The organism is Bifidobacterium adolescentis ATCC 15703, assembly GCF_000010425.1.
GTDB classification, from domain to species: Bacteria; Actinomycetota; Actinomycetes; order Actinomycetales; family Bifidobacteriaceae; genus Bifidobacterium; species Bifidobacterium adolescentis.
Genome location: NC_008618.1, coordinates 1,046,589 through 1,059,076 on the forward strand (window position 1 = coordinate 1,046,589; position 12,488 = coordinate 1,059,076).

Genomic DNA, 12,488 nt, shown 5'->3' on the forward strand with positions numbered 1-12,488 from the left:
CAACGCAGAAGCGATTGCTCGTTACAGATTCTATTTCTTTTCATCTTTCGGACTGTTTCCATCCGATTTCACTGTTCGGAGGGCATCCTCCGCCTTCGAAGCAATGTCAACGGACGAATGCAATGCCTGGTAAATGTTCTCGGCCTTGGCATGGCCGATGCCTTTGACCTGTTCGAAATCCTCCACGCTCGCCTCACGCATGGCGCGTACGGAGCCGAAATGGTTGAGAAGCCGTTTCTGATAGGCTTCGCCGATGCCGGGAATGTCGTCCAAAGCGGAACGCAAAGCTCCTTTGCGTCTGGTCTGACGATGGTAGGTGATGGCGAAACGATGCGATTCGTCACGCACCCGCTGCAGCAGATACATGCCTTCGGACTGACGTTTGAGGATGATCGGATAGTCGTCATCCGGCACCCAAACCTCCTCAAGACGCTTCGCCAATCCGCAGACGGCCACATCGTCCACGCCGCAGTCGGCAAGCGCCTTGGCCGCCGCCATCACCTGCGGTTTGCCGCCATCGACCACGACCAGATTCGGCTTATAGGCGAAATGGCGACGGTTGGTGTTCTGCTGCACGGCATCCGTTTCAGGACCATTCGTGCCATCCGACCTATCATTTTGCGTGGCCATCCGACGCTCGTTGTCCATGCTTTCCCCGGAATCGCCGGCGATGTTGCCATGGCGGAAACGACGGGTCAACGTCTCATACAATGCGCTCAAATCATCCAACGCGCCCTGCCCGTCCGCACCTCGGATGGCGAAACGGCGGTACTCCGACTTTTTCGCGATCGCGTCTTCGAACACCACCATGGACGCTACCTGGAATGCGCCGCCGACTGTGTTGGAAATGTCGTAGCATTCAATGCGCAACGGCGCCTGTTCAAGCCCAAGAGCCTTCGTCACATCGTTCATCGCATCGGAACGTGCGCCCATATCGCTGATACGGCTCATCTTGCTGCGTGCCAACGCCTGCTTGGCATTGTCGTTGGCACGGTCCATAAGCTGTTTCTTGTCGCCTCTGCTGGCTACACGGATGGTGACGGCCGCTCCACGCAATCCGCTTAGCCATTGCTCAAGCCCTGCGCTGCGCGACGGTTCGATTGGAACGATCACCTCACGGGGAACAGGCGCGATTGGAGCCAGCAGGTCGGCACGTCCCGTCTGCTCCTGACGTTCGTTGCGTTCCTTCGTGGCCTGCGCACGGGCGATAGCATCCGTTGCGGTCACGGTCTGTGTCGAACCGATCGCATTGCGCTGCTCGGTCACGACGGTCGAATCGGAGACGGCCGCGCTCTCCCCCGTGGTTTCCGAATATACCTGAGTGATCAGATCGGCGATCAACTCCGCGTCGCTCACATCTTCGACTCGCTCCACACTCCAGTTACGTTCGCCGCGAATTAATCCGGACCGCACGAAGAACGCGTGCACGCTGGCTTCAAGCTCGTCGGACGCGATGCCGAACACGTCGGCGTCGACATCCGAATCGAACACGACGGCGTTCTGCTGGACCACGGTCCCGAGCATTTGGATCTGATCGCGCAGCCGGGCCGCCTTCTCGAATTCCAGTTCGGCGCTCGCCTGCTTCATGTCGCGGGTCAGTTGGGCGATATACGATTTGCCGATTCGGCCGGTCATCACGCCGACAAGCTGCTCGCACATCCTGCGATGCTCGTCAGCGCCGATACGGTTCACGCATGGAGCGGAGCATTTGCCGATCGATGCCAACAGGCATGGACGGCCCGTCAACTGCGCCTTGTGGAACACGTTCTTCGAGCATGTGCGCACGGGAAACGTCTTCAGCAACGCGTCGAGGCTGTGCCGAAGATCCCATACCTTGGCGTACGGGCCGAAATATCTGGTATCGCGACGTTTGCGGCTGCGAGTCACCCATACGCGTGGGATGCGTTCGCCTGATGAGATGGCCAGATACGGGTAGGTCTTGTCATCGCGGAACACCACGTTGAATCGTGGGTCGAACTCCTTGATCCACGTGTATTCGAGTGTGAGCGACTCCAGTTCCGTACCCACTACCGTCCATTCGAGGCTGCGAGCCGTCAACACCATGGTCTGGGTGCGTGGATGCAGCTGGTAGAGCGGCTGGAAGTAGTTCGTCAGCCGGTTGCGCAGGTTCTTGGCCTTGCCAACGTAGATGACGCGCCCCTCGCCGTCACGCCACTTGTATACGCCCGGCTGCGCGGGAATGTCGGAGGTTTTCGGACGGAACAGGTCGCGAGTATCCCCCAACAGGGGCGCGCCGTTCTTGTTCACTCCCCTGCCGTCGGATTGGGTGCCGGCGTCCGATACTGCGGTTTCCCGTAACGCATCCGCCGTTTTGCGCCACACGTCCGGACTGTGTCGTTCGAAATCAGTCACAGCATATCCCTAAGGAACTTGCCCGTCCACGACTGTTCGCATTGCGCGACCTGCTCCGGCGTGCCTTCGGTGACGATGGTGCCGCCGCCGTCACCGCCTTCCGGCCCCAGATCGATGATCCAATCCGCGGATTTGACCACGTCGAGATTGTGCTCGATGACGATGACGGTGTTGCCCTTGTCCACCAATCCCTGCAATACGAGCAGCAGTTTGCGTACGTCCTCGAAATGCAGGCCGGTGGTCGGCTCGTCGAGGATGTACACGGTTTTGCCGGTGGAACGCCGTTGGAGTTCCGTCGCGAGTTTCACGCGCTGCGATTCGCCGCCGGACAGCGTCGGCGCCGGCTGGCCGAGCCGGATATAGCCGAGACCGACCTGCACCAGGGTGTCCAGGTAACGCGAGATGGACGGGTACGCCTTGAAGAACTGCGCGGCCTCCTCGATGGGCATGTTCAGCACGTCGGCGACCGATTTGCCGTTGTACTTCACTTCGAGAGTCTCGCGGTTGTAGCGCTGGCCGTGGCATTCCTCGCAGTCCACGTACACGTCCGGCAGGAAGTTCATTTCGATTTTCAACGTGCCGTCGCCGTGGCATGCCTCGCAGCGGCCTCCCTTGACGTTGAACGAGAACCGTCCGGGACCATAGCCGCGCACCTGCGCTTCGGGCGTCTTGGCGAACAGCGTGCGGATTTTGTCCCATACTCCCGTATAGGTGGCGGGATTGGAACGCGGAGTGCGGCCGATCGGATTCTGGTCGACGTGGATCACCTTGTCGCACTGGTCCACGCCTTCCACGCGCGTGTGCTTGCCGGGCACGATGCGCGCGCCGTTCAGCTTGTCCGCAAGCACCGGATAAAGGATCTGGTTGACCAGCGTGGATTTGCCGGAACCGGACACGCCCGTCACGCAGGTGAACACGCCCAGCGGGAAATTGACGTTCAGGTTCTTGAGGTTGTTCTCGCGGGCTCCGACCACGCGCAGCTGCTTGGTCTTATGCGTCTTGCGGCGTGCGGCGGGCACTTCGATCTTCCGTCGGCCGGCGATGTAGTCGCCGGTGATGGAGCGTGGCGCTTCGGTGATTTTTCTGGCGGGGCCGGAATACACGACCTCGCCGCCATGTTCGCCGGCGCCCGGACCGATGTCGATGACCCAGTCCGCGTTTCTGATGGTGTCCTCGTCATGTTCGACGACGATCAGCGTGTTGCCGAGGTCGCGCAAATGATGCAATGTACCGATCAGCCGTTCGTTGTCACGCTGATGCAGGCCGATGGATGGTTCGTCCAGCACATACATGACGCCCACCAGGCCGGAGCCGATCTGGGTGGCCAGTCGGATGCGCTGCGCCTCGCCGCCCGACAGGGTCTTCGCCGCACGCGACAACGTCAGATAGTTCAGGCCGACATCGTTGAGGAAGCCGAGGCGTGCGCGGATCTCCTTGACGACTTCGCCGGCTATCTGCGCGGCCGAGCCTTCGAGTTCTAGGCCGTTGATCCATGCGAGGCTCCGTTCGGCGGACATGTCGCACACGTCCGCGATGGACTCGTCGTCCACGGTGACGGCAAGCACTTCCGGACGCAGACGCCGCCCATGGCACGCCTGGCATGGCACCTCGCGCATGTACGACTCGTAATACTGCTTCATCTGGTCGGAATCGGTTTCGTCATGCCGGCGCATCAACGTGCGCACCACGCCTTCGAAACCGGTGGAATACTCGCGCATGCGACCCCAACGGTTGCGGTACGAGACCTGCACCTTGAAATCGCGGCCATACATGATGGCGTCGCGCGCGTCCTTGGGCAGATCCTTCCAAGGCGTGTCCAGGTCGAAGCCCATCTCATCGCCGAGTCCCTCAAGCACATGGCGGTAGTATTCGCCGGTGCCTTTGGTCATGCCCCACGGTTCGATGGCGTTCTCGTTCAGCGTCTTGTCCGGATCGGGAATGACCAGTTCGGGGTCGATTTCCAGCTTGTATCCGATACCCGTGCATTCAGGGCAGGCGCCATACGGCGCGTTGAAGGAGAAGGTGCGCGGTTCGATCTCGTCGAGTTCCAGCTGATGGCCGTTCGGGCAGGCGCGTTTCTCGGAGAACGGCTTGCGACGGTCCGGATCCTTCTCGTCCAAATCGACGAAATCGGCGACGACCACGCCTTTGGAAAGCTTCAACGCCGTTTCGATGGAATCGGTCAGACGCTGGCGGATACCGTCCTTGACCACCAGACGATCCACCACCACTTCGATGGTGTGCTTCTTCTGCTTGGCGAGCTTGATGTCATCGGACAATTGCCGCATCTCACCGTCGATCAGCGCACGCGCGTAACCATCGCCACGCAGCAGTTCGAGCAGATCCTCGAATTCGCCCTTGCGGCCGCGCACGACCGGCGCGAGAATCTGGAAACGCGTGCGTTCCGGATACTTCAGCAACGTGTCCACCATCTGCTGCGGTGTTTGCGCGCTTACCAGGGCGCCGCATTCCGGACAATGCGGAATGCCGGTGCGGGCGAACAGCAGTCGCAGATAATCATAGATCTCGGTGATTGTGCCGACCGTCGAACGCGGATTGCGGTTCGTGGTCTTCTGGTCGATCGAAACCGCGGGGCTCAGCCCCTCGATGAAGTCGACGTCCGGCTTGTCCATCTGCCCCAGAAACTGGCGCGCGTACGCCGACAGCGATTCGACATACCTGCGCTGGCCCTCGGCGAACAGCGTATCGAACGCCAACGAGGATTTGCCCGAACCCGACAGGCCGGTGAACACCACCATGCGGTTGCGAGGAAACTCCAAGTCCACGTTCTTGAGATTGTGCTCGCGAGCGCCTTGGATGGTGATTTTGAGGTCGTTGGGTAGGTGTGTGAGGTCTGCTATGAGTGAGTCGCCTGTTGTTTTCATGGGGGCTTTTTTGATTTCGCGTGTGAGGAATGCGTCGCTGGTGAGTACGTGTTCGACCACGACTTCGTTGTGTGTCGTGTTGTTGCGTTTGGTTGTCATGGTGTTCTTCCGCTTGGTGTTGCCTGTTCTGTTGTATAGGATAGCGTATTTTTGTTGTGGTTTCGAACAGGTGTTCTATTTGGTGTTGTTGTTTGGTATGTCGTTGCCGGGTATGTCGATTGGCCAGTGGTGTTGGTCGTGCAGGATGGTTGTGGCGTCGCGTATGGGGATGCGTTCCTGTTCGATGCGTAGGTATTGGATGTCTGTTCCTGTGCAGAGTGTTTCGTAGAGTTTGCGTTCTTCGGTGGTGAGTCCGGGTGTGGGTTGTGGGGTTTGTGTGGTGAGGGGTTTGTTTTTGGCGTCGAGTTGGGTGCCGTATTGTTCGTATGTCCGGTATGCGGTGGTGTCCATCAGTATGGATGTGCATGGGATGCCGGTGGCGCGTAGTTTGGAGAGGATGTCGAGTCCGTTGGCGTCCATGTCGCCCCAGTAGATGATGTTGGGGATGGTGGTGAGCCATGGCAGGAGTGTTGTGATGTGTGATGTTGCGGCGTATCCGTTGCCGAGGATGCAGATGGCGTGTTCGACGGTGGGCATGGCCTGGTAGGTGTCTTTGTTTTCGATGATGATGGCGTGTTCGATGTCGGTTGGCTGGCTGCGGACCCATGGTTGGGTGACGATGAGGTCGGGTTGGTCGTGGTGTTCGGCGTCCATGAGGCGTAGTCGGAGTTCGTTCGGGCGTTCCTGGAAGGTGAGGTTGTCTTGTCCGGTGAGCTGGCATATCGCTTTGCGGCGTTGGGAGTTGGGTGTGCCGAGCCATTTGGCGCTGAATCCTGGGATGGGCGCCATGCGTGGGGTCATGGTGTGGCAGTCGTGGTTTGCGAAGTAGTGGGCGGCTTGGATGACGAGGTGGAAGTCGGTGTCGTCGTGGTCTTTGAGGGTTTTGGCGACGTTCATGGCGTTCTCCGGTTCGAGGCCGAATTCTTTGGCGAGCGCGCTCATGCGGTCGTGTTCGCGTAGGTAGCGTTCGCGGGTTTGTTTGGTGGCGATGCGGAGGGCGGTGTCGAGGTCGGGTATGGTCACGGAGTCGATGAGCGGGCTTTTTGTTGGATGAGTCCGCTGGAGACGATTTTGGTTTTTTCGCTGGTTTCGCAGTGGTGTTGCCGCGCCCAGTCGCGGATGGTTTCGTTTTGGGCGCGGATTTGGTTGTAGTGCTGCTCTAGTTCGGCTTGTTTGGGCAGTCGGATGGTTTTGCGCAGCGGCCAAGATTCGTCGGTGTCGTACATGTGCCTGGTGAGGTGGGCGTCGACGTATTCGTCGAGTTTCCGGCGGATGTCCGTTTCGCTTGTGGTGTTTCTGGCCGCTGCCATATTATGCCTCCGTCGCGGGTTGCGTCTGTTCGACGGTGGCGTCTTGTGTTTCGGCTTGCGTTGCCGGCTCGCGGTCGAGCTCCTGCAGGTACGAGTTGCCGGTTGCGGGATCCTTGTATGCCACGTACGCTTTGTCTGCGATGCTGAGGATTTCGGCGGTTTTGCTTTCCGGCGCGGATACGATGATCTGGAAGCCGAGGCGCGGCAGCACGGTCAGCGCGCGTTTCGTGTAGCGTCCGTCGGCTTTGATGAGGGCTTCGTCCAGGAACAGTGTGGTGTAGGTGGGCTTGCCGGTCAGGTCGCCGCCGAGCAGGTAGATCAGGGCCGCGCCGTAGACGAACGAGGTGAGTTCCTGCAACGCGCCGCCGGACTTGCCGCCGGTGGAGCTGATGCGTTCGTCGGGCAGATCGTTATGGTGCACGATCGCGTAGAACGAGCTGCGCACGCGTGGATCGAGGTTGCGCGCACCGTATTCCTTGATGCCGTTCGTGTCGCGGATCTGGCCGAGTTCCGCCTGGAGCCTGCCGATGAACGTTTCGCAGCCTGCGAACGCCTTGCGCGTCTCCATGGGATTGCTGCGCGCGTTGCGTGTCCAATCGTCGAGCTTCGACATGATGCGGCCCAACGAGGATTTGAACTGCCGGTCGATCGGGTGGAAGTCCACGTGGAGCGAGAGCCTGCCGCCGCGGGGGCCGAACTGTTGGCCTTTGAGCATGCCGTTGATGCGGTCGAGCTGCTCCCTGACGTTCTCCTCGTCGGTGTTGAACGCGCGGTTGAGCTGTTGGAAGCTCATATACAGCTTTTCGACGCTGTTCGCATACTCCTCGTCGGTCGCGGCGCGGGTGACGAGCATGTTGAGGTTCTTGAGCTCGTCAAGGAAATACGGATAGTCCTCCACGCTCGCCATGACGGTGTCGCCCTCCGTGGAATGGTGCTTCAGATAGTCGCCCATGGCGCGTTCCGTGTCGGCGCGCAATTGGACGGCACGCTCGTCGATCTGCTGGAGTCTCGCACGCACGGTGTTGCCGATTCTGCGCAGCACGCGCACGTCGAACGGCGCCGTCCCCTCACGGTCGAAACCGCCGGCGATGCGCTGCGGCCGTTCCTGCGGACGCGACGTGTCGAAACAGGTCTCATACGTGTCGGCCAGCAGATTCGACACCATGTCGGACAATGCGGCATCGTCGAAATCGGAGTCGCCATGCATGTCGAGCCATGCCTGTTCGGCCTGGACGGCATGCTGCGCGTTTTCCAATTCCGCTTCGGCACGGTACCTGGTCTTGCCCTCGTCGTCCTTCTGCCGTAGCAGCTGTTTCAACTCGTCCTGCAATTGTGCCAGTTCCGGATCGCTTTCGATCCGTTCGATCTGCAGACGGATCCGTTCCGCCTTCGTCTCGAGCCCGTCCACGTCGATCTTGCCCCATGGCAGATCCGCGACGGTCAATGCGAGCTCATGCTCGTCCTGCAGCAGAGTCATGGCGTTGGCCATCTGCCTGCCGCGGCGGTCGGCGTCCTCCAACGCCCGTTCCGCCCCGTCAAGCTGGCGTTCCAATTCGGCCAGATACCGTTCGTTCACGAAGCCGATGACCTGACGCAGGCCTTTGACGCCATGGAATCCATGGTCGCCGGATTTGATCTGCCCGTCGACCTGCACCTGCCGTTCGGCCCGGTCCATGTCGTCGATCGCCTCCACGCAACGCGCGTCGAACCGTTGCGACGCGGTCTGCTCCTTCAACCATCCGACGAACGGCGAATCCTCCTTGTACCGCAGCTTCGACGACATCCACCCCTCGTTGCAGGCCGAATCGTATTGCGCGTCGGTATCGACGAAACGCCAGGCACGCCGCGTCATACGCGTCGGATCGATCGCGCTGACCTTCGCGGCGAACCCCTGCTCATGCCGCTTGTCCACGAGAATGGTCTGCGCGATGGGCGCGTACGTGACGTCCATCGCCAGACGCCATTGCTCGTCCCCCTCGTCCACGTCCATCAGTTCGGCCACGTACGGCAGTTCCGTCTCGTCCAAGCCCGTCGCCCGTGCGATGAGCGTGCGCGCATGGTCCATGTCGTCGCTGATGCGCGTCCTGTGTTCGATCTTGCGCCGGTAATCCTGCCTCAACAGGTCGCGTTCGCCCTGCCGGGCGTGACGTTCCACCACCATCCGCTGGTATTCGGATCGCGCGTCTTCCAAACGCTTGTCGTACGTGTCGAGCGACAAGGCGAGCGCGGCGCGTTTGGCGTTCCATGTCTGCTCGTCGGCGGGGAGTCTGCCTTCGACGCGTTCGAACCGTTCGGCGATGGCGTGCCGTTGTCTGCGCGCCTCGTCGGCGTCCTGGCGTGCGCGTTCGAAGTCCTTGCCGAGTTGCTGCAGGCTGCCGCCGTCGATGCCGTTCATGCGTTCTTTGACGGCTTCGATTTGCGTGTCGAGTTCGTCGATGCGCTGCTGAGACCGGTCGATGGCGTCCTGGGATTCCTTGGCTTTGCGTTGCGCCGATGGCAGTCCGGCGCGTACTTCGCTGGCCATGCGCGACCATGTCCATGCGGCGAGCGTCGTCTCGCCTTGCTCGCGGTCGGGGTCGATGGGCGTGTATTCGCGGCGTTCGCTGGCTTGTTTGGCGTATTCGCCGTAGCGGGCTTGTATGTCCTGCAGGATGGCGACGCGTTCCATTTTGTCTTCCATGCTGTGGAAGTTCTCACTGAACCGGTTGTAGTCGTCGACGGTTTCGCGGGCGAGCCGGATGGATTCGGGCACGTCGAGCACACCCTGTTTGAAGATGTCGTCGAGTTTGGAGGGCGCGTCGGCGGATTGGATCTTGTGCAGGAGCCTGCATGCTTCGGCGCTTAGGCCCATGTCCTGCCAGATGGAGGCGTGGAACGCCTGCGCGTTGACGTGCGTCGTGCATCCTGGGTAGGTCTGTTCCATCAGTCCTCGCGTGAATGACGTGTCGCGGTGCCGGTCCATGAGGCGCGGGTCGATGGTCTGGTTCCAGGTGACGTATTGGCGGCGCAGTCCGTCCGGCCCGTCGCCTGCGGTCAGGTAGAGGAATTTTGCGCAGGACAACAGTCCTCCGTCGCTGCGGTTCGCGTATGTGTCGACGATCGCGCCCCAGATGTTCTGCGGGGTGCCGTCCGCGTCCCTGCCGCGCAGGAAGATCGGGGTCTCACCGTTTTCGCCGTCGCTGATGCCGATCATGCCGCGCAGGTACGTGTAGTCGTTGCGTTCCGAACGTCCCGAATTCGACGCCTTATTGTAGGGGGTGCCGGATGGGTAGAGCAGCGAGATCTGCGCGTCGACGAGCGTGGATTTGCCCGATTCGCTCGCGCCGGCGAGCAGGGTCACCGGCATCGCATCGTCCATGGACGGGCGGAACACGTGGTAGCCGCCGTAGGAGCCCCAGTTGACGATCTGCCGGCTTTGCAGCATCCAACGGTCGGAAACGATTTTCATGCCGTCTTCCATCAGTGTTTCCCCCCATCAAAAGCGTCATCGGCCGAATCGAAATCGAACGCGTCCTGCTCGACGCCGGACGAAACCGTCCCGGTCGAATCGGAAGTATCGCCACCATCCGCGCCGATGGACGAATCGTCATAACCATCGCCATCCGCGTCTTTCATACCATCGCCGTCCGTATCATCGGAGCCGAGCCACCGGTCGGCGAGCTTCTGGTCGAGCACCATCGGCACCAATGGCGTGAGCACGTACATGTTCTCGTCCCCCGTTTCCGCGAGATACCCGTAGGTGCGCATGCGCGAGATGACGGACGTGATCTTCTTCGCCGTGCCCTCCTCGTCGTTGCTGGCCGTGAGGAAGCCCGCTCCCGTGGCGAGCAGCGCGCGGATGTCGTCGAAGCTGATGAGCCAGTCGCCCGGCTTCGTCTTCTGGTTCTCGTACTCCAGCACCTTGATGCGCAGGGCCGCGAGCGTGGCGGCCTCCTCGCGGGTGAGGCTCACACGCGTCTTCAACGAGCGGATGTTCGTCTCCGCGTCCGTGACCGGCGACGCGTACATGATCCGGTATTTCGTGTTGTCGACCAGTCTGAGCATGTCGTTGTTCAACGACCGTTCCACGGCCTCACGGTACTGGCACGCCCTGTCGTACAGGCTGCCGTCGATGTAGCGTTCGCGTTTCAGCGCGATCGCGGCCATACGCGCCTCAAGAGGCATGTCTCCCGTATCCCCGTCGAACAATGCCGGCCTGTCCCTCGTCATATCCGGCCCTTCGGACGGCATGCCGGATTCCGGGCCTGTCTCCTCTTCGATGCCGATGCCAGTGTCGAATCCGTCGGTGTTGTCCGTCATGCTCATCCCTCCTCGATGATCTCGTCAAGCGCCGCCTCGGTGGTGAGGATCGGCCTGGTGCGCCACACGCGCTCGCCTCCGTCGATGGATACGCAATGCCATGCCACGGTTGCCGGTCCGTCCTGCGTGCGTAGGGCGCTTAGGAAGCCGATCAGCTCGCTTTCGCGCCGTTCCTCCTGGGGCAGCCGGTTGAAGCTCGCCGCGAAATCCACGAACCTGCCGTCCGCCGTTTTGACCGGATCGCGCCTGATGAGTCCGATCATGTGCGTCAGCCGCGGGCCGCACATCTCGACCATGGCCTTCAGGTCCGGCGCGTCGACGTTCGTCGAAGGCGCGTCGTCCAATCCGGCCGTGGCCGCGCGCGCCATCGATTTCGCCGGCCTGGACGGCAATGCCTGGAACTGCGCCGTACCGGTGTCCGTACGGTATGGGCGTTCGTCCGAGCCGGGGTGCGTCTTCGCATCGTCGCTGGCCCGCACGAACAGTCTGTGGAGCTTGTCGAGCATGGTGCGGTAATGCGTGTCGGTCTGCTGGCGCACCAGACGGCTCACCGCCTCGTCGGATATGCGGATCTGCCGGCGCACGTCCTCGATGCCCTCGTAGATGCGTTTGAGTTCGGCGCGTACCTGGGCGAGCAGGATGCCAGGCTCGCCCTCGAGATACGGGTTCTGGGCGATGTCTCGCACCGCCTCGTCGATTTCGCGGCGTCCCTCGTCGGTGACGATCACCTGGAACGCGTCCTCGAAACGCCGGCCGCTGTCGGATTCGTGGAACGACCTGTGGTATTCGTCATGGTAGGTGCCGAGCGCCTGCTCCACGCTGATGGAGCCCGACTGCATGCTTCGGCGCAGATTGTCGCCGTTGTCGCGTTCCTCGAGCGCCAGTTCGCGCAGGTCGATCGGCACGCCGCGCAGCGTGTTGTGGATGACGCCGATGATGTCGCCCACCTGCTGGGAGGTGAGCCTGTCCAACGTGTCGCTGTGCTTCAATTCGTCGATCTGCTTTTGCCGCTCCTCGATGTCGCGTTCAAGCAGGCGGATGCGTTCGCGGGGATCGACGGTCAGCTGCATGCGCGCATGCTCGATCTCCATGATGATGCTGTTGGCCTGCGCTCCGGACAGCGCTTTCGTGGTGTCCTCGAGCCGGTCGAGCGCCTCGATCGCACGGTGGGCGCGCGCCGTGAGACGGTACAGGTAGCGGTGGGCTGCGACGTCGAGCGAATTGGCGAGCCAGGCGTAGTCGCCTTCGCCTTCCTTCGTCAGCTGCTGCAGGATCGTGTGCGCGGCTTCCGCGGACGTCTGCCCTTCCTTGGGCGTGTAATCGCCCGTTTCCGCAAGTCGGGTCAGACTGCGGGAGAACCGTTCCTCGACGATCTCGCGTGGCAGCTCGCCGGTGAGCGGGTCGAACGTGGAGCGCAGCAGCGCGACGTACAGCATGGAATTGCCGCGCAGCAGCAATCGCAGCACCCCGGTCTCATACACGGGCCGGAGCCGTTCCATTTCCCGTCTTACATCCGCCAACG

7 protein-coding genes are annotated in these 12,488 nt (G+C 61.4%); all 7 read right to left on the reverse strand.

From position 1 onward, the window contains the following. Nucleotides 1-30: 30 nt before the first annotated feature. Complete coding sequence (gene uvrC, locus BAD_RS04490; RefSeq protein ID WP_041777309.1) at nt 31-2,373, reverse strand: excinuclease ABC subunit UvrC; 2,343 nt, start codon at nt 2,371-2,373, stop codon at nt 31-33. Then, nucleotides 2,370-5,357: an excinuclease ABC subunit UvrA gene (gene uvrA / locus BAD_RS04495; RefSeq protein ID WP_011743206.1), complete on the reverse strand. Its 2,988-nt coding sequence runs from the start codon at nt 5,355-5,357 to the stop codon at nt 2,370-2,372. The genes uvrC and uvrA overlap by 4 nt, the downstream gene beginning before the upstream one ends. Nucleotides 5,358-5,432: 75 nt before the next feature. Continuing rightward, nucleotides 5,433-6,380: a DUF3322 and DUF2220 domain-containing protein gene (locus tag BAD_RS09365; RefSeq protein WP_256584571.1), complete on the reverse strand. Its 948-nt coding sequence runs from the start codon at nt 6,378-6,380 to the stop codon at nt 5,433-5,435. Next, a complete protein-coding gene (locus tag BAD_RS09370) occupies nt 6,377-6,667 on the reverse strand; it encodes a DUF3322 domain-containing protein (protein WP_254303699.1) in 291 nt (96 codons plus the stop codon). The genes BAD_RS09365 and BAD_RS09370 overlap by 4 nt, the downstream gene beginning before the upstream one ends. A gap of 1 nt (nt 6,668) precedes the next feature. Continuing rightward, nucleotides 6,669-10,127, reverse strand: coding sequence for an ATP-binding protein (locus BAD_RS04505; RefSeq protein ID WP_041777310.1), 3,459 nt, complete (start codon nt 10,125-10,127; stop codon nt 6,669-6,671). Then, nucleotides 10,127-10,972 (reverse strand): DUF4194 domain-containing protein, encoded by an 846-nt coding sequence (locus BAD_RS04510; protein WP_033499481.1) that lies wholly within the window; start codon nt 10,970-10,972, stop codon nt 10,127-10,129. The genes BAD_RS04505 and BAD_RS04510 overlap by 1 nt, the downstream gene beginning before the upstream one ends. Then, nucleotides 10,969-12,465 carry a DUF3375 domain-containing protein gene (locus BAD_RS04515; protein ID WP_011743210.1) on the reverse strand — a complete coding sequence of 499 codons (1,497 nt, stop codon included), beginning with the start codon at nt 12,463-12,465 and terminating at the stop codon, nt 10,969-10,971. The genes BAD_RS04510 and BAD_RS04515 overlap by 4 nt, the downstream gene beginning before the upstream one ends. Nucleotides 12,466-12,488: the final 23 nt, after the last annotated feature.